Origin of the sequence: Paraburkholderia dipogonis (assembly GCF_046027395.1) — a bacterium.
Lineage (GTDB): Bacteria > Pseudomonadota > Gammaproteobacteria > Burkholderiales > Burkholderiaceae > Paraburkholderia > Paraburkholderia dipogonis_A.
In genome coordinates this window covers 1-24,908 of the sequence record NZ_JAQQEG010000070.1, presented here as the reverse complement: position 1 = coordinate 24,908, position 24,908 = coordinate 1, and the positions used below count along the sequence as shown (strand labels likewise).

General features: G+C 58.3%; 17 protein-coding genes and 5 pseudogenes. 4 read left to right on the top strand and 18 right to left on the bottom strand.

The window, feature by feature from the left end; translation table 11 throughout:
* Positions 1 to 333: 333 nt before the first annotated feature.
* The 8 genes and pseudogenes from PQR32_RS39955 to PQR32_RS39920 all read right to left on the bottom strand — a co-directional run.
* Positions 334 to 558, bottom strand: a pseudogene (locus PQR32_RS39955) (enoyl-CoA hydratase-related protein); the annotation flags it as partial.
* Positions 558 to 1,451 carry a 3-hydroxyisobutyrate dehydrogenase gene (mmsB, locus tag PQR32_RS39950; RefSeq protein ID WP_408240755.1) on the bottom strand — a complete coding sequence of 298 codons (894 nt, stop codon included), beginning with the start codon at positions 1,449 to 1,451 and terminating at the stop codon, positions 558 to 560. The pseudogene PQR32_RS39955 and the gene mmsB, both read right to left, overlap by 1 nt.
* 31 nt (positions 1,452 to 1,482) lie before the next feature.
* The gene (locus tag PQR32_RS39945; protein ID WP_408240752.1) at positions 1,483 to 3,009 is read right to left on the bottom strand and encodes a CoA-acylating methylmalonate-semialdehyde dehydrogenase; all 1,527 of its coding nucleotides are present in this window, start codon (positions 3,007 to 3,009) and stop codon (positions 1,483 to 1,485) included.
* A gap of 59 nt (positions 3,010 to 3,068) precedes the next feature.
* The gene (locus PQR32_RS39940; RefSeq protein ID WP_408240749.1) at positions 3,069 to 4,382 is read right to left on the bottom strand and encodes an MFS transporter; all 1,314 of its coding nucleotides are present in this window, start codon (positions 4,380 to 4,382) and stop codon (positions 3,069 to 3,071) included.
* Positions 4,383 to 5,026: 644 nt separating this feature from the next.
* Positions 5,027 to 5,302 (bottom strand): hypothetical protein, encoded by a 276-nt coding sequence (locus PQR32_RS39935; RefSeq protein WP_408240746.1) that lies wholly within the window; start codon positions 5,300 to 5,302, stop codon positions 5,027 to 5,029.
* Between the two features lie 381 nt (positions 5,303 to 5,683).
* Positions 5,684 to 6,838, bottom strand: a complete 1,155-nt coding sequence (locus PQR32_RS39930) for a porin (protein WP_408240743.1) — start codon at positions 6,836 to 6,838, stop codon at positions 5,684 to 5,686.
* 1,717 nt (positions 6,839 to 8,555) lie between these two features.
* The gene (locus PQR32_RS39925; RefSeq protein ID WP_408240740.1) at positions 8,556 to 9,509 is read right to left on the bottom strand and encodes a LysR family transcriptional regulator; all 954 of its coding nucleotides are present in this window, start codon (positions 9,507 to 9,509) and stop codon (positions 8,556 to 8,558) included.
* A gap of 1,184 nt (positions 9,510 to 10,693) precedes the next feature.
* Positions 10,694 to 10,969: a hypothetical protein gene (locus PQR32_RS39920; protein ID WP_408240737.1), complete on the bottom strand. Its 276-nt coding sequence runs from the start codon at positions 10,967 to 10,969 to the stop codon at positions 10,694 to 10,696.
* A 570-nt stretch (positions 10,970 to 11,539) separates the two neighbouring features.
* Between PQR32_RS39920 and PQR32_RS39915 the strand changes: the two genes are divergently transcribed.
* Together PQR32_RS39915 and PQR32_RS39910 are read left to right on the top strand one after the other, a co-directional pair.
* A complete protein-coding gene (locus tag PQR32_RS39915; RefSeq protein WP_408240734.1) occupies positions 11,540 to 11,938 on the top strand; it encodes a TIGR00366 family protein in 399 nt (132 codons plus the stop codon).
* Between the two features lie 93 nt (positions 11,939 to 12,031).
* Positions 12,032 to 12,265, top strand: a complete 234-nt coding sequence (locus PQR32_RS39910) for a hypothetical protein (protein WP_408240731.1) — start codon at positions 12,032 to 12,034, stop codon at positions 12,263 to 12,265.
* Between the two features lie 128 nt (positions 12,266 to 12,393).
* On the opposite strand, the pseudogene PQR32_RS39905 reads toward PQR32_RS39910, so the two are convergent.
* Positions 12,394 to 12,600: pseudogene (locus PQR32_RS39905) on the bottom strand (transposase); the annotation flags it as partial.
* Between the two features lie 249 nt (positions 12,601 to 12,849).
* Between PQR32_RS39905 and PQR32_RS39900 the strand changes: the two are divergent.
* Positions 12,850 to 14,088: pseudogene (locus PQR32_RS39900) on the top strand (IS110 family RNA-guided transposase).
* A 19-nt stretch (positions 14,089 to 14,107) separates the two neighbouring features.
* Here the strand turns inward: PQR32_RS39900 and PQR32_RS39895 are convergent.
* Positions 14,108 to 15,138: pseudogene (locus PQR32_RS39895) on the bottom strand (IS256 family transposase); the annotation flags it as partial.
* Positions 15,139 to 15,231: 93 nt separating this feature from the next.
* On the opposite strand from PQR32_RS39895, the gene PQR32_RS39890 reads away from it, so the two are divergent.
* Positions 15,232 to 15,732, top strand: coding sequence for a TIGR00366 family protein (locus PQR32_RS39890; protein WP_408240758.1), 501 nt, complete (start codon positions 15,232 to 15,234; stop codon positions 15,730 to 15,732).
* A 670-nt stretch (positions 15,733 to 16,402) separates the two neighbouring features.
* Here PQR32_RS39890 and PQR32_RS39885 read toward each other — a convergent pair.
* The 8 genes and pseudogenes from PQR32_RS39885 to PQR32_RS39850 form a co-directional block, all read right to left on the bottom strand.
* Entirely contained in the window at positions 16,403 to 17,356 is a 954-nt protein-coding gene (locus PQR32_RS39885; RefSeq protein WP_408240728.1) for a LysR family transcriptional regulator, read from the bottom strand.
* An 827-nt stretch (positions 17,357 to 18,183) separates the two neighbouring features.
* Entirely contained in the window at positions 18,184 to 18,531 is a 348-nt protein-coding gene (locus PQR32_RS39880) for a DUF4148 domain-containing protein (protein ID WP_408240725.1), read from the bottom strand.
* 736 nt (positions 18,532 to 19,267) lie between these two features.
* The gene (locus PQR32_RS39875; protein WP_408240722.1) at positions 19,268 to 19,660 is read right to left on the bottom strand and encodes an oxidoreductase; all 393 of its coding nucleotides are present in this window, start codon (positions 19,658 to 19,660) and stop codon (positions 19,268 to 19,270) included.
* A gap of 1,050 nt (positions 19,661 to 20,710) precedes the next feature.
* Positions 20,711 to 21,097, bottom strand: a complete 387-nt coding sequence (locus PQR32_RS39870) for a hypothetical protein (RefSeq protein WP_408240719.1) — start codon at positions 21,095 to 21,097, stop codon at positions 20,711 to 20,713.
* A gap of 129 nt (positions 21,098 to 21,226) precedes the next feature.
* Positions 21,227 to 21,868 carry a glutathione S-transferase family protein gene (locus PQR32_RS39865; protein WP_408240716.1) on the bottom strand — a complete coding sequence of 214 codons (642 nt, stop codon included), beginning with the start codon at positions 21,866 to 21,868 and terminating at the stop codon, positions 21,227 to 21,229.
* Positions 21,869 to 21,984: 116 nt separating this feature from the next.
* Positions 21,985 to 22,605: a hypothetical protein gene (locus PQR32_RS39860; RefSeq protein ID WP_408240713.1), complete on the bottom strand. Its 621-nt coding sequence runs from the start codon at positions 22,603 to 22,605 to the stop codon at positions 21,985 to 21,987.
* Between the two features lie 649 nt (positions 22,606 to 23,254).
* A pseudogene (locus PQR32_RS39855) lies at positions 23,255 to 23,692 on the bottom strand (gamma-glutamylcyclotransferase).
* A gap of 817 nt (positions 23,693 to 24,509) precedes the next feature.
* The gene (locus PQR32_RS39850) at positions 24,510 to 24,731 is read right to left on the bottom strand and encodes a hypothetical protein (RefSeq protein ID WP_408240710.1); all 222 of its coding nucleotides are present in this window, start codon (positions 24,729 to 24,731) and stop codon (positions 24,510 to 24,512) included.
* Positions 24,732 to 24,908: the final 177 nt, after the last annotated feature.

Here is a 24,908-nt window from a genome sequence, read left to right as displayed (position 1 = left end):
CGCGCCTGCGTTCGCCGTGCTGTCGTCTGCTTCGCTCATGATGTCTTCCTCTGACTTCCGGATTTACTTATGTGCGGTGAGCCGCGCCTAATGCTTTTCATCGCATGCCTGACGGCAGAATCCTCGTGAGGATCGACGCCTGTCTGCCTCGTAGTGACCGCTGCCTTCCGTGTGACGTCGCACTCATCACTGCGTGTCCTCGGCCGACCGTCGGCGCGGCGCTCGCTTCTCGCGCAACCCACTGACGCCTTCGCGCTGGTCCGCGCCAGCGAACTGCTCGACTAAGCGCTTGCGCTCGACGGCCAGCGCCGCAGCGCGGTGCACGCCGTGCCCGACTTCGCGGTGGCCGTCCTCGAAAGCGCTCAGGTCTGCGCCGGCGCTGAAGAATTTCGGGCGGGCGCTGGTGATCGCGATGACCCGCACGCGCGCCTCGCCGGTCAGCCGATCGACCGTCTGCTGCAACCGCAGCGGAACCTTTGGTGTGAACGCATTCACGGGCGGGCGTTTGAGCGTCAATAGCGCGACGGCGCTGCCGTGTGCATAGTCGAATCCAATCATCACGCCTCTCTGTCCGGGCGATACAGCTTGATTACCGCCGAAAAGTCCAACCTGCCGGCGCCTTTGCTGCTCATCGTCTGATACAGCTGCTGCGCGAGTGAGCCAAGATAGACGGGCTGGTGCGCGAATTTTGCCGCATCGGTGGCGAGACCCAGGTCCTTGAGCATCAGATCGGTGCCAAAGCCGCCAGCGTAGTCGCGTGACGCAGGTGCCGTTTCGATCACGCCTGGGAACGGGTTGCAGGTGTCGGAGCTCCAGCACCGTCCGGTTGACGTATTAATGATGCGACCCAGCAGATTCGGATCGATCCCGAGCGCTGCGCCGAGCGCCATCGCCTCAGCCACGCCCGCCATCGTGATGCCCAGCACCAGGTTGTTGCAGATCTTCGCCACCTGCCCCGTGCCGGTTTCGCCGCAATACACGACGTTTTTTCCCATCGCCAACAGCACCGGCTTGACCTGCTCATAAACTGCTGCGCTAGCTCCGACCATGAATGTCAGTGAACCTGCCGCCGCGCCGCCGGTGCCGCCCGACACCGGCGCATCGACGAAGGTGTTGCCGCGTTGCTGGGCGAGTTCCGCGAGCGCCTTGACGCTCGCCGGATCAATCGTGCTCGAATCGATGATGGTAACGCCTTTTCCAATGCCGGCAAGCACACCGTCGTCCGCCGTCAGCACGCTGCGCACGTGCGCAGCGGCGGGCAGCATCGTGATCACGCATTCGACATCTGTGACGGCAGCTTTTGGTGAACCGGCCGCCTCTGCGCCCGCGTCGACAAGGATCTGCACGGCCCGCGCGTTCAGGTCGAATACGTTCACCGCGTGGCCCGCCTTCAACAGGTTATGCGCCATGGGCGCCCCCATGTTGCCTAGTCCAATAAAACCGATCTTCATGATGTTGTCTCCGGTGACGGTTGCGCGTGCATCAGCGCAGACTGATCGTTGTGTTGACGCCGTCGTTCACCGTCGCGTCGTCGAACCAACGCGTGGTCACGGTTTTCGTCTGCGTGTAGAACTGCACGACCTGTTTGCCGTACGGGCCGAGATCGCCCAGCTTCGATCCGCGCGATCCGGTGAAACTGAAGAACGGTACCGGAACCGGAATCGGAATGTTGATGCCAACCTGGCCTATGTCGATCTCGCTCTGGAATTTGCGCGCCGCCGCGCCGCTCTGTGTAAATAGGCCGACACCGTTGCCAAACGGGTTGCGGTTGACCAGTGCGATCGCTTCGTCGAGCGTCTCCGCATGCAACACCACCAGCACCGGTCCAAAGATTTCCTGTTTGTAGATTTCCATGTCGGTCGTCACGTCAGTGAAAATCGTCGCGCCGATGAAGTTGCCTTCCTCGTAGCCACGCACCGTGGTGCCGCGACCGTCGAGCGTAAGCGTCGCACCTTCCTTCACGCCTGTTTCAATCAGTCCGAGAACCCGCGCTTTCGCGGCGCGCGAGACGAGCGGGCCGATGTCCGTTCCCGGCTCGTTGCCCGCGTTGACCTTCAGCGTCTTCGCCATGGCCACCAGATCGGGCAGCCACTGCTGCGCGGCACCGACCAGCACGACCGCCGAAGTCGCCATGCAGCGCTGGCCTGCTGCGCCGAATCCGGCACCCGCGAGCGCGTTCAGCGTGTGCTCGCGGTTCGCATCAGGCAGTACAACCGCGTGATTCTTCGCGCCCATCATTGACTGCACCCGTTTCCCGTGTTCGCTGCCAAGGCGGTACACATGCGTGCCAACTGCCGTCGAGCCGACGAAGGAAACTGCCTTCACGAGTTCATGCGTGCACAGTGCATCGACCACTTCCTTGCCACCATGCACGACGTTCAGCACGCCCTTCGGTACACCCGCCTCAAGCGCGAGTTCGACCAGTTCCATGGTCGACAGCGGGTCCTGTTCGGAGGGCTTCAGCACAAACGTATTGCCGCAGACGATCGCCATCGGGAACATCCACAGCGGAATCATCGCCGGGAAGTTGAACGGCGTGATGCCGGCACACACGCCGATCGGCTGGCGCAGCGTGTACGTATCGACACCGCCTGCCACGTTCTCGGCGAACTCACCCTGCTGCAGCGTGCCGATCGACGCCGCATGCTCGACCACCTCGAGACCGCGGAAGATATCGCCCTGGGCGTCGGGAATGGTCTTGCCCTGTTCGGCAGAAAGCGTCTTCGCTATGCGCGGCATGTGTTCGCGGATCAGCGCCTGGTACTTCAGCATGATGCGCATCCGGGCACCGATCGGCGTGTGCTTCCAGGTGGCGAACGCCGCGTGCGCAGACCGGATCGCCGCATCCACTTCGTCGACGGTCGCAAACGGCACCCGGCCCAGCACTTCCTGAGTCGCGGGATTCACGATATCGCGCCATTCGGTGGTTTTCGATTCGACGAATTCGCCGTCGATCAGCAGTTTGACTGCGCTTACGTTGACGCTGGGACGGTGGGTAATAGCATTCATGTTTCGCTCTCCTTATCTGGTTTGAAAATGTCCGGCTAAACACCGGGCGACAAAAATATCTATTCCGCGCGTACACGCATCAACAGCGTGCAGAACAGCGCGATGATGCCAAGCGCGACCATATAAGCCACGACGTAGTGTGGACGGCCGCCGCCTAATGCCAGCAGCGCGGTCGCAATCATCGGTGCCACGCCCCCCCCGAGCACTCCTGCAAACTGCACGGACAGCGAGATGCCGCTATAGCGGACCTCGGCAGGAAATTGCGACGCGAACAGCTGCGATTCCGGAGCATAAAGAATCGGGAACACGACCCCGACACCGAGTACCATCGCCCACCAGACGGTGACAGGATGGCGGGTGGCGAGCATCGCAAAGAACGGTGCCGCAAACAGGCACATGATGACAACGCCAATCAGGAAGAGCCGCTTTTGCCCGATACGATCACTCAGATAGCCGCAAAATGGCATCGTGAACAACGACAGGACTGCACCTGCGGTGATCGCATGCAGGATGTGCACCTTGGGAATCTTCAATTGATTGGCGGCATAGGCCAGCGCGAAAGCGACGACCAGATAGAACCAGGTATTTTCCGCAGTCCGCGCACCGATGATGATCAGGAGCTCACGCGGATGCCTCCGCAGTGCTTCGAGCACCGGTGCTTTTACCGGCGGCCCGAGAGCCTTCGCCCGCTCGAAGTCCGGCGATTCAGGCACGCTCACCCGGATAACCCAGCCGATGGCAACCAGCAGAACGCTGGCGAGAAAGGGGATACGCCAGCCCCAAGCGAGCAGATCGGCTTCCGGTAACGCGGTCACGGCAGTCATCGCCAGCGAAGACAGGATCAATCCGAAGCCAACCCCCGTTTGCGGCAGACTGCCGAAAAATCCTTTCCGCCCGGGCGGAGCATGCTCCACGGCCATCAGCACCGCGCCGCCCCACTCGCCACCTGCTGCCATGCCTTGCAGAAAGCGCATAGCCACGAGCAGTGCAGCGGCCCAGTAACCGATGCTTTGGTAAGACGGGATCAGGCCGATCACCATGCTCGGAATGCCCATCAGCAGCAGTGTGGCCAGCAACATCGACTTGCGTCCGATACGGTCGCCGAAGTGGCCGAACACGATACCGCCCATGGGCCGCCCGACAAACCCTACACCGTAGGTCGCAAACGCAGCCAACGTGCCAAGGATGGGATCGAGCGTTGGAAAGAATATCTTGTTGAACACCAGCGCAGCAGCCGTGCCGTACAGGAAGAAGTCATACCATTCGATCGTTGTGCCGGCCATGCTAGCCCACCCGGCGAGCAGGTAATTCCTGGCACGCTTCGGAAGCGGGGCGGTGACTGCCGCGCCATCGGGGGTCGATTGCATCTGCATGCTGTTGTCTCCTGAAATTTTTTTTGTCGGCGGCCCCCCCGCGGGGGTGTTACGGCTGCCGATAAAACTTTGTTCGAGTGGGTTGCGACCAAGTATAGTTATTGGAATATCCACAGCGTAGACATTAAATATCCCATCCGATATGCAAAAAAACACAAGAAAAATCCTGTAACTCATCTGTTAAGTAGATGCAGGTGTCTGACAAAAAGCCAAAGTGGCCATTTTCATCAATGCCTGCCGCCGCCGTCTCGCAAGACCCAGTCGTAAACAGCACCCTACGCGCAGTGGGAAAGCACGCGAGCCGTTCGCCTAGTCGCGCGCTGACCGGCACGTAGCTTCAAACGACCCGCATTACCTCTTAGGTTGAGTCAGTCAGTTATAACGGGAGAGGCGACCCGCAGGACAACTGGCGAATCGCCGGGTTCCTGCTGCCAGCGACCAACTCGCGAAGCACCGAAGGATCGTCATTTCCGGCTGGCCTCTCAGCGTTCTTTCCGTTGAGTGATCTGGATGGAATGACGACAGACGATCTCGTCTACTAATTGTTGGACAGGCGTTTCGATAAGGACGCTGCCGGTAAAAACCCATAAATCTGAACTGCTAATAGACATCGAGAAAACGTAATCCCGGGATTCCACTGTTTTTCAACTGCCGTTGTACATGTTGCAGAAACTGACCGGCCCGGTGCAACCCGGAACTTGGGAAGCGGTGCCGCGTCCGACGTTGTATCCGCCGCGGAACAACACATCGCGCGCCGGCCGTGCCACGGATTTGGATGCCTGTTTGCCAGGGGGGGATATGAACGAAACGGTCGTTTCAGTGCTTTGCTGGGTCTGCGCGTTCGCTAGGCCAATCACCGTAATGTTGGCAGCCAAAATAGCGCCAGCTGTAAGAGATTTGATCATTGGTGCGGTCTTCATGACTTTCTCCTGATATGGATGCATTCCTTCAATTCCCGCTGTACACGTTCCAGAAACTGGCCGGCCCGGCACAACCCGGAACTTGGGGAGCGGTGCCGCGTCCGACGTTGTACCCGCCACGGAACCACACATCGCGCGCTGGCGGTGCGGCTGATTTGGATGTATGTGCGTTAGACGCTACAGCGACCGATGCGGTCGCTGTAGTGCTTTGCTGGGCCTGCGCGTTTGCCACGGCAGTCGCCATAATGTTGGTAGCCAAAAAAGCACCGGGTGTGACAACCTTGATCATTTGTGCCGTCGTCATGAATTTCTCCTCGTACGGATGCATTCCGTATCACGGTTGATGACCGCGCGGCCATCAACCCCGTTTCGCCGCTTAACTTAAAACCGATGGAGCACACCGACGATTGCTAGCTCCTGGCTGGTCCCGCCCGCTATGCCGAGCGAACCAATGGATGCCTCGGCTTCGCGGATTCCGCCACTTGCGGTTCGTTGCTGGCCGCTGGCGTGTTGATATCCGCCAAGAGCGTAAAGCGTCGTGGAGCGCGAGAGGTCATATAGCACGCCGATGTTGGCTTGGTGATAGGTCGCAGACGTATCACCACTAGCCTTGGTGAACGTGTAGCCAACGCCAACGGACGTGGACCGCGTAATTCGATCCGAAACATAGAAGTTCGCCGCGTTGACGTGTTCGCCCGAATGGAATAACGACTGTGCATCATGCTTGTACTGCACGTTGCTGTAGGATGCTCCAAGCGTGACGCTGCCGATCACGTAACTTCCGGATGCCCTGGCAATGGCCATCGCACTTGCTGACTGGTACCCGTCGTTAATGGGACTTTTGAAAAAAGAATCCGCGGTCGGCGCATTCCAAGCGGTGCGAACAGCATTGTTGCTCGATGCATTGGAGCTATAGAAATACCCGGCCGCCAAGGTGACCGGTCCCGACGCATACTGCAAAGCGGATCCCCAACTCTGTCCTTGCCCAGGCGCGCCAGCGGTCCCGCTGAACCCGTATAGAGCTTCGAAGGTTAGCCCGCGGTAAGTCGGCGACTTGTATTTCACCGCATTGTTGATACGCGCGTTATTGTCGTAGTTGTCGATGTCGCCCGGTGTGCCAAAGGTCCCGCCATAGATCAAATCAGCCGTCGCCCCTTGGACCAAGTCTACAACCGGATCGTATTGCCGCCCAAGGGTCAGTGTTCCGAGAGAACGGCTCGAAAGGCCCACAAAAGCTTGTCGACCGAATTCACGTCCGCCTTGGTTCAAGGCACCTGTGGCGATGTTAAATCCGTTTTCGAGGTCGAAGATAGCACTCAGGCCTCCGCCAAGGTCTTCAGTTCCTCTCATGCCCCAACGGTCCCCGTGGAGGGCGCCGCTGAGTTGCGAGAATTGGTTCCCCGTGTTGGTACGGACGTAAGCAACGCCAGCATCAACAAGTCCGTACAGAGTGACAGAGGATTGCGCGTGCGCTGATGTAGCAAATGCCAGGGCTGCTGCGGCATATGCGGGTGCAAGGCGAGTTGTGATTCTCATGTTCGAGCGAGTTCAACGAATGAATTTGGATGGGAAGCTGGTGGCGTCTGACAGATCCACGGCTCTAGTCTTTACAAGTCAGTACTCCGACGAAATTTCGCCGGAAGAAATATTCCTTCGAAAGCTTGATGAGTTCAATGTCGGAAGCGAAACTGTCTTATGTGAGATTTAGCAAGAATCGACGCGAATTCGTGTGCAGCGGCGTTCCTTTCGATATGTCGAAAATCGGCACCGTGCGGGCGACCGTCAGAACATCCGACGTATCTTCGCCAAAGGGTCCTTCAAATCGTTGCGCGGACATGACCAGAATCGTCTGCAAACTCGATGGAACGCAGTATGACTCGACTTGAAAAAACGCGTCCGCGTCGTGTACATCATGTTTCTGACAAAGCCCGCCAGGGCGGCAAATTCAAGGTGAACTGATGGCTTGCCGCATATACTTGCGCAGGAGTTGAAGCAGTTTCGAGCATCGCTGTCACGCGCAAGCACGATTCCCCGGACCGCTTTTCATTCGCCTCGCAAAAATCTCCCGGAGAGGTTGAAGCCATAAACCGCTACAATTGCGCTGCGCTCACATCGGCTGCTGATTCGAATCCGGACGAGATCCGCGTCTTCTTGCGCCGCTTACGTACGAGCCTCGAACTAGCCGAGGTCGGTAGGCGTATTGAATTCCCTCCATCGAAATCCCGCAGTTGAATCAGCATGCAGCGTTTCAGGGACAACCTGACAAGATGCACTGGCTCGAAAGGGATTTCGAAGTGACTCCGGCACAAACCTGCTGGATCGCTTCTTTTGGCCCGACGCGAACAAGCGTGAACACAAATGGGGCGGCTCTTTGCGCAGGCGCGCACGCCTTGCTGATGGGCCATTGCGGAAATCGCGTCATGGCGGCCCAGGAGTTCGTGATCTCGCTGCGCATCTCCCAATGCGGCCCCCGCGCTGAGCTGTCCCGTTTTATGACAGTCGTCGCAGTACGCCAGGCGGAAGTTTCGCGCGTTGGGGGCTCAGTTCGCGGACAGTGAGGCGCCGTCTTGCTTCGGCGCTGGCCGAGCTTGCCCGCGCGTAAGCCGATCGTGAGTTGCACAAAAAAAGTTGACGCCGCCGCTGCCGAAATTATGGCGTTGCGCACGGAGTCGGTACACGCGCTGCGTGACGCCCTGCGGGCCCGCTCAAGCGAACTCGAAGTGTTGCGTGCAGCGACGGCTTAGCATGCAGCAGTGCTGCGTGTGTGGTGCAGGTCGACGAAGCGCGGGAGACGCTCCGGCGCGCCGAGATGACGCTGTCGAAGACTCAGCGCTGCAACAACACCTCACGACGAGGTGCGGCGCTTGACCGCCGACGCCTCCGAAAATCGGCGCCAGGTCAAGCGAACCAGCATCAGTTCGCGAGCGTAACCGATGTTGCCCGCGTGGTACGGCGGGAGCGCGATACGCTCGCGCAGCAGGTCGCGTCGTCGCGGGCCAACTCAGGACGCAGACAGACACCTGCACGCTCAGCGAAACGCGTGCGCTGACCAATGGGCTCGCGCGTCGCGACTGTCCTCTGTTCTCGTAACCGGTGATCCCGATGGGAACCTTGACCGTGATATGAATGCCCAGCTGGCGTTTCCGGGATAGAAGTAACCGGTGGTGGCGGTGCGACAGCTTGATTCCCACGGCGAAGGCTCGGAATCCGCCACCGGTTCACCGAATGGCGGAGGGTCAAGGTTCAATGCAGATCAACACTCTACGGGCACCATGTCTTGCGACTCGCCCATCAGGAATGATCTGTTGCGGTCGGCGACGGCGCGCAGGTAATCCCAGACGGCTGTGATTCGCCGCAACTTGCGTAAATCTTCGCGACAACATAACCAGAAACATCGTGTCACCCCGACTTCGTCTGGCAGTACCGACACCAGTTGCGACTGCGGAGCAGCCATGAAGCAAGGAAGAATCGCCAGTGAATGGCCTTGAAGGGCAGCGAAGTACTGGGCAATGACGCTGGTGCTGCGAAAGGTCGACGTTGCTTCGGGGATCGCTCGTTGCAGGTACAGCAACTCATAACTGAAGGCGAGATCGTCCACGTAGCTGATGAAACTATGACTTCGCAGGCTGCCGACGTCTGTTATCTGGGGATGTCGATCCAGGTACTCACCCGTAGCGTAAAGCCGAAGCCGATAGTCGCACAGTTTGGTGCATACGTACTCGCCTCGCTTCGGGCGTTCAAGTGTGACGGCTATATCTGCCTCACGTTTGGAGAGACTGACGAAGTGCGGCACCGGCAGTAAATCCATCGAGATGTCGGGATGTGCGGCGTGGAAGTGAGCGAGATGCGGCGACAGGAAAAAACAGCCGAAGCCCTCGGTGGACCCCACTCGCACATGTCCAGAGAGGAATTGGGTACCACCAGTGAACAGCTCACTGGCCGAGTGCACGGTCGTTTCGACCGCATCGGCGTAGGCGAGCAGACGTCGTCCCTCTGGGGTCAGCACAAAGCCGCCCGCACGGGATTTGTCGAACAGCACGGTGCCCAGTGCCGCTTCCAATTCCCGCACACGCCGCGCAACGGTGGTATGGTCAACGCCAAGCCGTTTTGCCGCGCCGCTCGCCCGCTGGGTGCGAGCCACTTCCAGAAAGTAGCGCAGGTCGTCCCAGTTCAGCTTCTCAAGTATTCCGCTTGTGTTTTTTTGCATATCAGATTGGTCATCTTATGTCTATGCCGCGGTCATTTTAAAAGCTAGAGTTGTAATGCGGGTCGTTTGAGGCTACGTCCGGCCAGCGTGCTAGGGGGCTAAAGGCTCGTGTACTTTTCGGCCACGCGTAGGGTGCTGCGTACGACTCTGAGTCGCGCGAGACGGCGGCGGCAGGCACCCGTAGAAATTAACTATGTAGGCCCTATGTCAGATGCCTGCTGCTACTTGGTAGATGCGATTCGTGTGTTGTTGTTTGGAGAATCGTACTTGAATGTTCGCCACTGCGATAGTTTGCTCGGCCCGTTAACTTTGCGCAAGCATGTTAATGCACCCTTGAACGAACGGCGCACACCTTATCAATAGAGTTCCCTCTTCAAAGAGCGCGCTGCGTGATCGGGCAGCGTATTGTTGAGTTCGCGTCCACACTCCCACAGTCCGCGACAGTCTGGACGTTCAAACTTCGTTTAATCTTAGCTGATGCGCATTGCCGGTCGCTCCTGGTTCTGTGGGAAGATGCGCCATACGCCGTCCCGGTGGCGAAAGAAGAACAGCGCAACGGGACCGGAAGCAGTCAATGTTTCGACGCGTACGTGGCAACCACGTTCGCATCGTCTCTTTCGGAATTCCGTAACACGAAGTGCGCTCTCCGGACCGGGCGCGAGCCAATGCTCTACCACCTCGCGTAATGAGTTCTTAGCACTGTTCACGACCGCTCCTTCATCCCATTTGATGCGTTGGCACCGTTTGCGCGCGTTTAACGTATTCCACGTTGACTGAGTTTCCTTCTGCAATTCCTCGACTCGCGCAATGAGCTGCTTGCGGAAGGGTGATGTCAACCAGAGCAGCCTGACGCGGGCTGACGGTAATAGGCTTGCTTCCAGATCTGGAGGTTCTCTCTTCTTTCCTCGGCTCTTTCAGTTCGAACGGAAGAGGCGACCCGCAGGAGAACTGGCGAATTGTCAGGTTCCTGCACGTAACGACCAACTCACTAAGCGCCGGCAGATCGTCATTCCCGGCTGGCCTCCCAGCGTTACTTCCGTTGAGTGATCTGGAAGGAAAGACGACAGAGGACCTCGTCTAATATTTATCGAACAGTCGTTTCGCCAAGGACGCTGTCCGTAAAGCCCTTGAATCTCAACTGCCACGGACATCGAAAGAACGTGATGCCGGGAACCATATGTTCATCAATTACCGCTGTACATGTTGCAGAAACTGACGGGCCCGGTGCAACCCGGAACTTGGGAAGCGGTGCCGCGTCCGACGTTGTAACCGCCGCGGAACAACACATCTCGCGCCGGTGGTGACACGGAATTGGATGTTTGTTCGCTAGAGGCGACTACGACCGAAGAGGTCGTTTCAGTGCTTTGCTGGAGCTGCGCGTTTGCTAGGCCAACTACCAAAATGTTGGTAGCCAAAATAGCACCGGCTGTAAGAATCTTGATCATTTGTACGGTCTTCATGACTTTCTCCTTGTACGGATGCTTTCCGTATAAGAAGACTATCAATCTGTTCGCACTTGAAAAATGTCGCTCTTGCCAAGGAATAGTTTCATCCTCGACACAAATCGAAGCATCAAGATCAATACCGACTGTGAAGCGCTTTTTCGGCAGGGAAAGAGTCTCGCCACGTAACCGTTGGACCGCCGGTGAGCCTCAACAGGCAGTCGCCAACATCCCCGCATCAGACTGCGAGTGTTTATGCCGTCGTTGAGACGATGCTTCAAGTTGAAGGATAGGCGCCTTACCGCCTTGCAAGGCTGTCCTCGTAGCTGTCTCGCGTCTTGCCTTCGCTGCGAGCATCGCGCGGATCGTGTATGTTCCGCGGTGATACGCGATTGCAATGTATGCAATTTGTCAGCTAAGAGTTTCCGGCCGCGTCGGGCTTAAGTGACGGAAGATGACGCTTTAGTGGCGAGCGACCAAAGGACTTAAAAGCATTGTGAACACGAGAGATGCCAATTCGGCCGGCGCGGACAGAAGGGAGCGTGGCGGTGGCATCGTTGCCGGACTCGTCTACGTTTTGAGCGGGTCATGCCTGACCCGTTCGTGCTCGCCATCGGGCTGACGGTGGTCGTGAGGCTGCTAGCGGCGGTGTTCGCGCCGCACGCGTCACTGTCGGTGCTACTGACCTCGTGTTTCGGCGGCACTTTCAACATACTCGGCTTCACGCTGCAGATGATCCTGATCCTGATTCTGGCGACTGGCTACGTGATCGCCGATGCACCGGTAGTGCAGCGCGGTTTGCGGGCAATGGCCGCCAGAGTTCATTCGCCGACGCACGCCGGCCCGCTGGTGTTCCCGATAGTCGCGGTCGCTGCGTGGCTAACCTGGGGACTTGGCCTCGTTGTCGGCCCGCTGCTGTCACGGGAAATTGCGCGGCGGGTGAAAGTGGATTTCGCATGGCTGGTCGCGCGCAGCTATTCGGCGTGATCTGTCTGCAATAGCGGCTCGTCCAGTTCCATCGCACTATCGCAGGCGTCGCATGGCAACGCACTCAACCTCGTCGAGAAAGCCTCGGGGAAAGTGGTTCCGCTGAGCCAGACTGTATTTGCGTCGTTCGTGTTCATTCCGACCGTGTTGGTGGTGATCGTGACGACGGCGATCTTTATCTGGACGCATCCTGAGCAGGACGGCGAAATCCCGTTCAACCAGGCCGATGCGGCGCCCGCAGGCACCGCCGAGGCGAACACGCATGCACGGAGTCGGACGTGTCGTCGTTTGCCGTACAAGCTGAACGGTCGGTGGTCGGTACGGTAGTCGTCCTCGCGTTTGGATTTGGCTATCTGGCGAGGACCTGGGCCAGCAAAGGGTTCGAGCTGGGTATCAACACCACCGTTCTGATCGGGAGTGTCTGATCTTTTGTGTGCAAGGCCGATCGGATCATCCTACAAGCGGTATCTGGTGAAGCGATCCTCGTAGAGGATCGCGAACTGGTTCATTGCCGCCTTACAGTCGTGCGCAGGTCCGCTCCATTCAGCCGTGATATTGCTTAAGGCCAGCCAGAGCAGTTTGGTCGCGGCATCGTCGCCCGGGAAGTGGCCGCGCGTCTTCACGATCTTGCACAACTGCGCATTCACGCTTTCAATCGCGTTGATAACCGGCATGATATAGCCGGTGCCTCACGGTCCCGCACCGCGCGGTTCTGGCGTATGGTGTGACCATCCGGGACAAGGGGCACCGGGGAGCACTTCGGGTGGGCAGGCCGTTCTTATACGATGAGCCGCGAGCTCGTGTTAGTAGTTGGCCGCCCCTGCGACCCGCCCGGTTGCGCTGCGAGCGCGAATCCGTAGTTGTCGTGCTGTCCCACCGGCTCCCAACAGTCATCTGAATGGGAGACGATCATGCGAATTGTAGGGCTGGATGTTTCGCGCTCCGTGGCCGAGATCGCGTATCTCGAGGACGGTGTGCTGCAGGCCGGCGGTCGTGCCGGGCTCAGACGCGACGAACTGGAGCGCTTTGCCGCAAGGTTGCGCAGTACCGATCATGTGGTACTCGAAGCGACGGGCAACACCGCTGCCATCGTCAACGTGCTGCGCCCCCATGTCGCGCGCGTCGCGATTGCGAATCCACTGCTGGCCCGGCTCATCGCCGAAGCACGCGTCAAAGACAGACAGGATTGATGCTGCGGTGCTGGCACAGCTGTACGCGAGCCATTTTCTGCCGGAAGTCTGGATGCCCGACGAGAGCACCCTAGCGCTACGCCGACAGGTCTCAGCCGGTCACAACTCGTGCGGCAAGGCACGAGGCTGAAGAGCGAAGTGCATGCAGTGCTGGCGGCGCATCTGATTGAGCGGTGCCACGCTACTGATCTGTTCGGAAGAAAGGGACGCATGTGGCTCAATGCCCAACCGCTGCCAATGGACGAGCGTCTGGGCGTCGAGCAACGCCTGCGGGAACTGGACCGTCTTCGTGAGGATCTGCACGAGGTGGACAGGGCCCTGGCGCAAGCCAGTATCGGCGACGAGCGGCTGCACAGGCTGCTGACCATCACCAGCGTCAATACCACTGTGGCAATCGGCCTTCTGTCGGCGATCGGCGCCGTCGAACGGTTTCCCAATCCGGAGAAGCTGGTGAGCTATTTCGGGCTGAACCCGTCGGTCTATCAGTCGGGCCCAACGCCCGCCAGGCACGGCCACATCACCAAGCGGGGACGTTCGTACGCACGGGCATTGCTCGTCGAGCCAGCCTGGGGCGCAGTACAGGCGCCTGGCCCTCTGCGCGCTTTCTTCCTGCGCGTACGCGACCGTCGCGGCCAGCAGGTCGCCGTTGTCGCGACGGCACGCAAACTGGCGGTCATCGTGTGGTACGTGCTCACGCGCAATGAGCCGTTCGCCTGGGATCGTCCAGCCCTGACCGCACACAAGCTGCGCGCCCTGGAGCTGCGATCCGGAATGCCGGCACAACACGGCTCGTGCAAAGGCACGGCTGCGGTTTACAGCCTGAAGAGCGCACGCGACCAGGAGCGGGCCGTCGCCGAGCAGGCCGAACGCACCTATCAACGGTTGTTCTCAAGATGGAAACAGGCGCGACCCAAGGGACACGAGGCACCACTACTGTGGCCAGGAGCAGGGACTTCATAAAAAGATCGTGTGGGGGCTTGTCGATTTCATCCGTGGTGTAGATCACCTTCCGTATGGCTGGCGCGAAGGCGAAGAACGGAATCGCCCGATCCCAGGCGCGGCGCCAGGCGTCCACCACGGTTGGGAATTTCCGTCCCCATTCGCCCTGTTCGAAGGCATCCAGTTCAGCCTCGGCGGCCCCCGCGCTTGCCGCGGTATAGATCGGCCTGATGGCCGCCGCCAGCGCGCGACGGTCTTTCCAGCTCGCGAATTCCAGTGAGTTGCGCATCAGATGCACGATGCAGGTCTGTAGCGTGGTCGCGGGAAACGCCGTGCCCAGCGCCTCGGGCATTCCCTTCAGGCCGTCCGTGACCGCAATCAGGATGTCCTGCACGCCACGCACCTTCAGATCGGTGAAGATCTTCATCCAGAACTTTGCGCCCTCCGTGCTCTCGATCCACAGCCCCAGAATGTCACGCGTGCCGTCGGGCAGAATGCCCAGCGCCAGATAGATGGCCTTAATGCGCACCAGTCCTTCCTCGCGGATCTTGCTGCGCAGCGCGTCGAAGAACACCACCGGATACATTGGTTCGAGTGGGCGCGCCTGCCAGGCGGTGACTTCTTCCATCACCGCATCGGTCACCGAGCTGATGAATTCTGGCGAAGCGTCCGTGCTGTACTGCTCGGCGAGGAAGCCCTGAATCTCCCTCACCGTCATGTCGCGCGCGTACATCGCGATGATCCTGTCGTCAAAGCCCGTGAAGCGGCGCGCGTGTTTGAGAATCAGGATCGGGGCGAAGCTGCCGCCGCGGTCGCGTGGAATCTCAAGGCGCAGCGGACCGTCGTCAGTGAGTACGGTCTTGCCGGTTTTGCCGTTGCGCTGGTTGGTCGTTTCGGGCGGCCGCCCAGCGCCAGCCGGGGGTAGCCCAGATGGTGGCCCAGTTCGGCGCCCAGCGCCCGTTCGATCAGCGCTTTCTTGAACGCAGCGGACGCGGCCTGCACCGCTTCGGCCGTCATCGGCCCCTTCACGAACTGGTCGATCAGTTCCTTTGGAATCGATGGCAGGTCCATTGCCGTCTCGGCGGCCGGTTACGGTTTGTGTGGCATACGTGCTCCTTTGATCTATATGTTATGCCTTGAACACAAAATTTCTGACAGCCCCTTCTGATCTTCCTGCTGGTGGGTGTCGCACTGCAACGCACGCCGAGCGCCTATGTGGATGCGATTCGCCGCGCGGCGCGTCAGACCGGCTCAATGCTGCTGCAATACCCGATGTCCGGCGGCATCATGGCTGTCATGACACCGTCGGGACCTGACCTGACGATTGCCAAGACCTTCGTGACGATCGCATCACCGGTCACGCTGCCGGTGTTGAGCTACTTCAGTTCGCTCATCGTCACGCTGCTCATTCCGAGCGCCGGTGGCCACTGGGCAGTGCAGGGGGCCTTTCGTTCTGCCTGCGCGCTCGGCCTGCATGCATCCGTTACGCGTACTGCGGTGGGCGTGGCAATGGCGGAAAACGCGTCGAACATGTTGCAACCATTCTGGGCGGTGTCGGTCGTTGCGATTGCGGGCGTTCGCGTCCAGAGGGTGATGGGTTACACCGCGATCACATTTGCTGTATCCCTTGTCATCTACGCGGTGACGCTTTGGCTTATTCCCTGACCGCCATTTGCAAAGTGCAGAAATTTGAACACTCAAATGTGTTTGCGTGTGGGGCGGTTGACCTCGCTAGGGGGCACGAGGTTGTCGTCGCGACCGTTGAGAGAACCTAAGCTATGTCGGAGAGCTGCCCACGCCTCGCCAGCGGCGCCCAAGATCCAGATGCACGTACCGCTTGAACAGGTTCCATCATGTTGATCCTTTCTCGAAGAGCCGGGAGACCGTCCCATGGCGCAGGTCTCCGAAGGTGAGGTCGAGCAGGGCGCACTTAGATCTTCCGGCGATAAAGCGCTGCGTTATCGAGTTTTCATTGACGTTGAACAGCGGGCTGAATTTGGCTGGAAATGACTGACTGCGCAAGGCGGCTTTCAGGCCGGAGCTTGTGCGAGCCTCATGGGTACGCTTGACAGACTGTGTCTTAACGACGGTTTTCGCTTCGGCAAGTCATCGACAAAAGGCGTTATCGTTTTGCTGTGTGCGGCTTGGCTACGGCGTGTCGCAAGTTTGCAAGGCACAGCGGTTTAGCGCGGGCGCGCTGGCCTGCCGCCGGGGGAGGAGCCCCGCCGCAGCAGTGTAAAGGCGTCAATAGTTTGACGGGCAACGCCGCAAATCTCAGAGGGGCAGCCGTTCCCTCCGCAAAACGGAAATGTAATGCCTACGCCTTAGGAAACGCTTATGGCTCATTGGTTACGTATTTACTGTGTTGCTCAAGTAGATGGACGTCGCGAGCGGTTGCTGTTGGAAGATACTGCCGCAGGAACTCAATCCATGTTCGAATTCTTGCATCCGTGTACCGGCGCGACGGATTCAACGCAAAGATATTCATTTTCTGCAACGTGTATTCCGGCAGGACTCTGACCAGACTACCGTCAGTAAGGCCGTCAAGAGCTGCATACACGGGCAGTACCCCGATTCCCATGCTTGCGCGAGTGGCCGCCGCCATAGACTCCACCGTGTTCAGCTTGACAGGACCTGCAACTTTCATCGACTCAGCTCCTTTGGAGCTTTCCAGCAGCCATTCATACGCGGGGAAAGCCGGTGTATCAAGTATGAGGCATTCGTAATTCTGAAGCTCCGTGGGTGTCTGCGGCCTTCCATGGGAGTGCAGATATTCAGGCGATGCGCACAATACACTGAATGAGGCGCCGAGGAGATGTGAGACTACCTCAGAATCAGGCAAAACCGAGGACGTCGCCACTATCGCCACATCGGAGGTGCCTTCGTACAATTTCGGCATGAGGTGGGATAGCGTCAAATCAATCTCTACTTCTGAATAAAGGTCCCTGTATTCCTTGATCGCGGGCAATACGTAGTACTGTCCAAAGCCAGTGAAACTGTGAATACGGAGCTTTCCGACCGGTCGTTGCTGCGCGTTGCCAGCTTCTTCTTCCGCCCTTTCGATTTCAGCAAGGATATGCTTACATCGCTCGAAATAGACTGCGCCAACCGGCGTAAGGGCAACCTTTCGAGTTGTCCGGTTGAACAACCGCGTGCGCAGGTGTCCCTCGAGTTCTGACACCGCCCTCGATATAGCGCCTGGACTTGTATTCATTGAATCCGCCGCCCCGGTGAAAGTTCGCAAATCTACGACACGCACAAAAATGCGCATCTGGTTGATCGTATCCATTTCTTCCGCTCTACTGTTCGCTGAGGCCGGCACTAATCATACCGCGTCGCGATTTTGCGCGCCGACGCCGTGAGCGCAAGCGCGGCTCGCCCTGATGACACTTGAACGCTGCCGCGAGGGGCGACTGGAAAGCTGCTCAGTCGTCAAGCCAGCTTGTGGTCATGATGTCCGTTCGAAGCGAAACAAGGACCACCCGTCTTCGCTTGCCCACGTCCGTCGCGAAACACGACCGCACGGAATATCCGTGAACCGATGTTGCCACACCTGGGCCAGTGAAGACCTCAACAACAGTGAGCCGACCGCGTCCTGAGCTGTTCAGCCTGGTCGTAGAAGAGACCTGTGCGAGCACACAGTCTTGGCCATTGGATCTGCTGCGGTGCCCAAACTGGCACGCAACGTGTCATTTCTCAGATCACATCCAATCCAATTTGAAAGGACCTGCTGCTCGCCTAACTCATTTGAAATGAAGCGAAGACAGTCGAGCGAAAAGCTACGCTTAAACAAAAAAGGCCCGTCCATCTGGACGGGCAAAAGGTCACTCCGAGAAAGTCGCATCAATGCGTGTGTGCGGACTCTCGCTCCGTACTCAACTGTCGTTATCGCCTCTCCGGGGGATCCGCGACCAAACTCCCGGCGTACCTGAAACAATACTTCTCAATGCAGCGAGATCGGTCGTGTTCAGGTTGATTGGCACCAGCGGCAGTTTGCCGGTGCGCTACTTTATTGCGCGCACGAAGAAGCGCGATGATTCAGAAATTTCTGGGCAGACTGCCCGCGGTCCCGCCAGCGCTAACAGGGCATCTCCGCCACGTCAACGGCTGGGTAATTTATTGCCCGAAATAGATCGGTTTCGTGCCGTCATTGGAGGGCTTGGAACGGCCGGTTCCGGATTCCGAAGTGCCTGCGACAGCGCCGCCCGTGTCACTTGCAACTGTAACGCCGGCTTTTGCAGCCGCGACGCTCGCCCGTTTTTGAGCTACCCTCGCCAAGGCCGCCTGAATCTCATCAGGATAAGTCGCGTCGTTTGAGGCGGCCGGGTTATAGCCGGCTTGTTCGAGTTCGACCAGTTCTGCGCGAACTTCCGCGCGGGTCTTCGGTGCGCTCGTTTGCGCGAAAGATACGACAGGAGCTACCAGTGCTGCGCTGATAATAACTGCTTTAATGAGCGATTTCATGATGACTTACCTCGACTTTTGATTCGGTGCCACGAGCAACATGTCCGCGGCCAGTGATTAAAGTCTACGGGAGCAGTTACTTAACATTAAGGTGGCATGTCATACAGAATTGTTGCCGTTTGTGAAGGTAAAAAGGTCTAGCGAACGCCTTGACGATTCCTACTGCAGATGGCGACGTCACGCACGGGGACGTTGTTCGCTGCGTCGACGTCATGGTGATGCGTGGCGCGAAATTCAAGTCGGGACAATTCCCTCATTCCACGGCCTTTCAGGCCTCTTGGCCCTGTGCGCACGCTGCAGTACATGGAGGTCTGGGTTGTGCTTCATCGACCTTCTCGAACCGCCCGCTTCGCATAACCGCTATATGGCGGCATGGTTCAGAAGGGACACGAGTATGCACCCTGGCTGCGGAGTCGTTGACCGACTGAGTGCGGCGCACATGTCCGCGCGTGTGACGCATACATCGATATTGAAGGTGCGAGCCGCCGCTCAGCGACTCGGGCCAAACTGAAGCACCAACGGGTACAACTTGTGGATTATTCAGAGAGTTGGAAAAGTAATTTCGCCAAATGTGAACACTGCCGGTTGCGACGTTCGGCGTTGCTGCTGTTGCGTTCTGGTGTGTGCCAGTAGAACAGAAGGAGCAGAAGTGCTAGCGAATGTGGAGGAGATTGCCAGGGGCTTTATCTTCAGTGTGGCCGATTATGGCCTTGTCCGAGATTCCTTGGCCGTGAATTTAGAGTCGGTTGAAAGGCGCTCTGGCAACAAGGGTAGGAGGCATACAGTTAGACCTGGGCGCATGGCATAGGCCAGCGTCCACGACCTTCTCGCAGCCGCCGCGTGCTTCCACACCATACATGCGCGGGACATCCACTTCGTTGGCTGCTGCGTCGTGCGGAACCCATGTGCCTTCTGTGATGATGAGGCCAGCGTCACCGGCCGCCCGCGTGCGGTAATACTCGGTATTCGCGTCACCAGGAACACCCGCCAGCGCCATGGGCCGAGTCATGGTCGACATAAAGACACGGTTCTTGAGGGGTAGGACGCCAACTCGTGCCGGCTCGAATAGCGTCGCGGTACGTTTAGCAGCGACGGCCTCTACCGGGTTATTGGAAAGGTGTGCATTCATGTGAATCCCCCGCATCGGATTCCGCATTTTGCTTTGGCGGGTGCCCGACTGTGGCTGGACGCAATGAGGCCTTTCGGGGGATTAGACCCAGGAAACAGCAAAGATGTATTTGTTCGCTCATGACGGGTATAGGCGCGTCCAATCAGTTCTGTTCACGCATCTTGATGCGGCACCCATCTTGGCGATGTACGAGAGAGAGCGATCAGTCCTTGCTGCGGTGGAAATGCCAAGCAACTGTTCGCATTGTTTAGAAATGGCTCCGAACTCCGAATTGAAAGAGCTTTTGCCGGGAGACTCTCTGTCGCTTCGCCGGAGTCAATCCTCTGTTGTAACACGTGGCTTTCCCCCGCAGACCTTTGGGGTATTGAATGCGCTCAAAGCCGGCCTGGCAGCGGGCGCTGACGAGTTCTTCCATCTCCGACGAACCTGTGAATGGATTTTCAGGGTTTGCTGCGCGAGTAGCAGCGCACGAGGAAATTCGATCGCACTAGGCAAAGCCGCGGAAATAGTCACTTTCAGCTTTATGCGGAATTGAATGGAAGTGATACAGCGCGCGTAGAACAACCCGCGTCGTCGTTCGAGGCCGAAATCCGGTTTGCTTTGGCAACTGACGGGTAGTTTTTTGCGGCATGTTATCCAAGCGAAAGGCGGTGCCGAGCGAAACCAGAATTTCTGGTAACGAATGGAAGGCGATCTGTCATGGGTGGTTGGTTGGGAGTGAAAAGTACGAGTGCACACCGCCGCCACAATTCCTTTCCTAAACAGCGAGCCGTAGTTCCGCTTATTGTCTGCCCAGTAATTCACCCTGCACGAATGCAGTGTTCGGGATATTTACGATTATCCGGGCTACTGCATGACCTAGACTGGATCGGTAGCATCCAGTTGGAGTCGGCGTGTTAATTGCATTCTTTGTTGTCAGCCCGTTGGGCATTGTTGCTCTGTTCGCATTTGCAAAGTTTGCGGATGCCCGGTTCCGGGACTCCCAGCGAGAGCCTGGAGGAATCGAGGAGCGGTAGAACCTTGCCTCATCTTCGTGATGTAAATTGACGGTTAGCACAGCAGGCGCATACGGCTGGTGGCGAACATCCAAAGGAACATCACGCGCAGAGAGTTGTGCAAGGCGAGTCTCAGCGCGTCAACCGCGGCAGACGTTTCGGTTCGGGAGGGCAGAAGGCGACCGAGTTCCCCCGAAGTCACATGAGGCGCGTCATGCGTGTGGGCCAAGCCGTCGTTCACAATTGCACCAAACTCCGTTGCGCCAAGCGTGTCGCCCAGATTGCGCAAAAATAGGTTTGAAACAGTTGGGTTACCTCGTTGAAACGGAGAGGCAATCTCCTGAATTAGGGCCGTGCAACTGACGCGCAGCACGCTCATTCCGAGACCGATAACGGCCGCCGACCCGCTTGCGGCGAAAAGCGCGCCGCTGTTCTCGGTCATGGGCCGCTTTAATGATGTCGAGGACTGCAAGGAACATTTTTTAAGTGCACTGCAGAACTAGGGCCGCCGCCGATGTCCAGAAGAACCCCCGCCCATGGCGAGGAGCTATTGGTGCGCAAGCGCATGGCGTTACTTTACCTCCAGCAATTTCTTGTGACGCGCGACGAGTTCCGCTTCGTCCTTCAGAGCCTTTTGTGCCGACGGACGAGCCTCGACGCGAGCGACGTAGGCCATCAGGTTGGTCAGGTGGTCTAGGTTGACGCCCGAGCGCGCCTGCCACATCGTTGCCCACACGTAAGCGTCGGCGACCGTGAACTGCTCGCCGGTGAGGTATGAACGTCCGTCTGAGAGCTTCCTGTCAAGCACGCCGTATGCGGTGAGCAGCTTGTTCGTGTGGAATTCGATGCCTTCCGAGGTCATAAGCTTGCGCATAAGGGGGATGTGTTTCTGCGCGATTTCGGTGGCGATGAAGGTCAGGAGCTGGTCCATACGGGTGCGCTCAATCGTGCCGCGCTTCGGAATCAGGTTGGCTTCCGGATGCTGGTCCGCGAGGTATGACGTGATAATGATGGTCTCGGTCAGAGCGTCTTTTTCGCCGTCGATCACCAGTGCCGGAACGTACCGGAGCGGGTTGACGTCGGAAAAGTTGCTGCCGTCCGACGTTGATTTACCGAATACGTCGAAGTGGATCAGTTCCGGCGACAGGCCAAGCTCGTTGGCGATTGCCTGCACGGCGAGGGAGCAGGTGGCTTCAGCGATGTAGAGTTTCATTTGATCGTCCTTGCGGGGATAGGTGAGTGGGCCGGGTTTTGAGTGGTGCGTGCGTCATGCATCGTTGTGGTGAAGTATGGCGAAAATGGGAGTTGCGAAAAAGGGTCGTTCGAGCGTCAGTCTGTCGACTGAAGAGCGACGATGGTTGCATCCGTTTCCATTCGGGATAGCTGTGTGGCAACGACAGCGAACGAAAAGATGGCCAGCGATATACCACATAAGAAGATGGCCACTGTTCCAAATACGGTTGAAAATACGGCTACGATGGCGACTCCTGTGAGTACGCCGACGCAGCCAGCGCAGACGTGCAATGCCGTCGTGACGTCAGGCTCACCCGGAGCAATCGGACGAAGCGTGGAGTGCGTAACGAGCATGGCGCTGGAGTGCGCCGCACCCCCGGCCAGAACGGCTACCCCAGTCACGAAGTCAGGGCCGCGAGCGAAGATATAGCGCAGCAAGAAGGCTAGTGCCAACGTGGCCGGGGGGATGAGTGGCACCAAGGTTGAATAGGTACGCGAAAGCATCCCGCTGACGGCCGCGCCCGCGATTCTCCCGAAGCCGAATAGAACCATCGGCATACTGGCCGACGAGAAGTCGATTGCGGACTCGTCCGTGAGAAGGTGTAGAGAGTTGCTGAGCACGGAGAACATCGCCGCGTATTTTAGTGATGTCGCCGCCAGCGAGACCCGTACGACACTCGAGAGCCGGATTAACGTCGCGGGTGCAGCCGCTAACATGTGAGGCCTGCTTCTGCGTCGATGCCGGAGCAACAGCCATATGCCAACGACTGCAGTGAAATAGGCGATGGCGACAAGCGATGCAGGTTGCCATGGGGAGCCCCAACACAAGAACGACCAGAACGCCTCTTGCGACGAACGTACCTCGCCAGGGTGAACTACCGGGTCTGTCATATGCGGTGGCGTTCGAAAGATCCCTGGCGAGCAGGACTGGATGGTGGAGCGCTGGATGAAGGGAAAGGTTTGCCAATCCAAGGACTGATCCGAACATTGGACTGACTGCGCAAAGACAATTGCAAACCGTAATGCAAAAGAGGACTGCCGTAAGCAGACGTGCGCTCCTTTTTTGCTGGCAGACACGGGACAGCCGGCGGTGCCAGTAGACTGGCGACTAGAACGAGAGCGCACATGTAATCCCCTTCAATAAGGAGTACCTTGTCCTTATGGCCTCGACGTGCATCCCCCGTTTCGGAGGCGCACTTGACGGGACGAAGGCCTAAATATCTAATGTAGCGCAGCCACCGGTCGATAAAAAGCCGTCTCTAGCGAATTGACATTTCGCCGCTGCCTGACAAACCAGCCCCACGCAGTTGAATTACGCGGGGCTTTGACCGCGCCGTGCGCGCTTGGCGGCAAGCTTGTCTATGTACTAGTCGCGCATCTCGCAGTCAGTAAGCGCCATTTGCAGCTTGAATACATACTCCGCGTTAGTTCCAAGTGAGCCAGATGCTGCGGTCATCAGTGGTTCAGTCGTCTCGGGCTGTGCGTCGGACTCGATTTGCGCCGGCTCGGGAGTTACAACGAGCACGAGAGCCGTAGCATTTCCGCCGGTCCGAAAAGTGACCGGAGCCTAGGACGGGGTATATGCTCCCGTGACCATCTCGCGAATCCAGAGGATGCGTAGCTTATCGTTTTGGGGCGCTCTTGGAATGCGTAGGGCTACGCCTTCAGTGCGGCCCCCTGGCTCGAGCGAGAGGGTTCTCCCCGTCCTCTCAGGGCGGCCGCTACCGGCGATAAGCCGGGTACAGAAACTGCGATGCCATCCCAAGCGTCGCGACGACGCGCTTGTCGTACCCGGAAACGGGATTCCACATCAACGAGCCGTAAGCAAATACCCAAAGGTCGCCGGTTGGGTCGACGCGACATAGTATCTGCGAGTGACTGATCGATTCGGGTCTGGGTCCACAGAATCTCTTTAGGCCGCGAGCCAAAGCTCTCGAGATAAGCTCAGCGAGCTGATAACGGTTCGGTTCAACATAGGATTTGGATCATGATGTCGGCTTTGCAGCACTCGTTGACGTGAGCATACGGTCCGCAATTCCCGCTTAAGAGGAATAAGGGGTTTCGGAAAATGTAAGGTTGCTGGGCGACCGGCCCGGGAGCAAGAGGTGTAAGTATGGCGGTTGAGGCTTCTCGAATAAATATTAGTGTGGGAGACGCAGCGGCCGCGCAGAGGCGACAATGAGACAAACTCGGGCATCTCTTATTAAAGCATGCAAAGAACGGTTGAACGGGCGAGCTCAACCTTTGGAAAATACCGAAAGTCGCTCTTCGGCAGAGGAAGGATCGATATATGGGCAGTGCCCGATTTCGGTGATTTGCATCTCCTGATGCGACTGCGACTTCGGCCATCAGGTCGGTCACTTGCTGTACCGACTGAACAGCATCCGTGATCGTCTTGCCGGTGCGGTCGACCTTACCGCTTCGGAATGTATTGGGGAGGTCGAATCTTGGTTTAACTGCATGATATCTCAGGCGGCCGTAGCACTGCGTTGGGCGGCCCGCGGACTTCGCCGCCGACGACCCGCTAAACGCCGTCTGTCCTCACTGGCACGCACGGAACGGCATCTCGTACAACAACAGGCGTTACCGCTGGGACGAAGTCGACTCTTGTTTGCCACACTCTAGAAGAACCATACGCATCGGACAGCGTCAGTGAGGACAAGCAGTATTGCCATCCCTATCGCGAGCGCCGCGACGCCGAAATAAAGAATCGACGGGACGAGGGCGACGCGCAGAATTCTTGTCGGATAAGATGTGCCGAGCGAGATTAGCATTTGCTCCGCAACCCGACGCATCCAGTTGAGAGGTGTTCCGAAAATCGTGTTCGCCACGGCGGATTTCATGATCTAACTCCGGAAGGCGACAGGCCCATCCGATGCTCTGGACGGGCCTGCGTGATGCTCAGCTCACAACTGCTCCGTTAATTCTGCGCCACCGCTGTTTGCACCGGAGTTGGGGGGGCTACCTGTCCCATGGCCGGCTGGGCAGGTTGTGGGGCCATGTCACCCCAGCCGCCGCCC

Excerpts from the sequence above, each read along its gene's own strand:
- mmsB (WP_408240755.1), bottom strand. The coding sequence starts at position 1,451 with ATGAAGATCGGTTTTATTGGACTAGGCAACATGGGGGCGCCCATGGCG.
- PQR32_RS39945 (WP_408240752.1), bottom strand. The coding sequence starts at position 3,009 with ATGAATGCTATTACCCACCGTCCCAGCGTCAACGTAAGCGCAGTCAAA.
- PQR32_RS39940 (WP_408240749.1), bottom strand. The coding sequence starts at position 4,382 with ATGCAGATGCAATCGACCCCCGATGGCGCGGCAGTCACCGCCCCGCTT.
- PQR32_RS39935 (WP_408240746.1), bottom strand. The coding sequence starts at position 5,302 with ATGAAGACCGCACCAATGATCAAATCTCTTACAGCTGGCGCTATTTTG.
- PQR32_RS39930 (WP_408240743.1), bottom strand. The coding sequence starts at position 6,838 with ATGAGAATCACAACTCGCCTTGCACCCGCATATGCCGCAGCAGCCCTG.
- PQR32_RS39925 (WP_408240740.1), bottom strand. The coding sequence starts at position 9,509 with ATGCAAAAAAACACAAGCGGAATACTTGAGAAGCTGAACTGGGACGAC.
- PQR32_RS39920 (WP_408240737.1), bottom strand. The coding sequence starts at position 10,969 with ATGAAGACCGTACAAATGATCAAGATTCTTACAGCCGGTGCTATTTTG.
- PQR32_RS39915 (WP_408240734.1), top strand. The coding sequence starts at position 11,540 with ATGCCTGACCCGTTCGTGCTCGCCATCGGGCTGACGGTGGTCGTGAGG.
- PQR32_RS39885 (WP_408240728.1), bottom strand. The coding sequence starts at position 17,356 with ATGGATACGATCAACCAGATGCGCATTTTTGTGCGTGTCGTAGATTTG.
- PQR32_RS39880 (WP_408240725.1), bottom strand. The coding sequence starts at position 18,531 with ATGAAATCGCTCATTAAAGCAGTTATTATCAGCGCAGCACTGGTAGCT.
- PQR32_RS39875 (WP_408240722.1), bottom strand. The coding sequence starts at position 19,660 with ATGAATGCACACCTTTCCAATAACCCGGTAGAGGCCGTCGCTGCTAAA.
- PQR32_RS39870 (WP_408240719.1), bottom strand. The coding sequence starts at position 21,097 with ATGACCGAGAACAGCGGCGCGCTTTTCGCCGCAAGCGGGTCGGCGGCC.
- PQR32_RS39865 (WP_408240716.1), bottom strand. The coding sequence starts at position 21,868 with ATGAAACTCTACATCGCTGAAGCCACCTGCTCCCTCGCCGTGCAGGCA.
- PQR32_RS39860 (WP_408240713.1), bottom strand. The coding sequence starts at position 22,605 with ATGTTAGCGGCTGCACCCGCGACGTTAATCCGGCTCTCGAGTGTCGTA.
- PQR32_RS39850 (WP_408240710.1), bottom strand. The coding sequence starts at position 24,731 with ATGAAATCCGCCGTGGCGAACACGATTTTCGGAACACCTCTCAACTGG.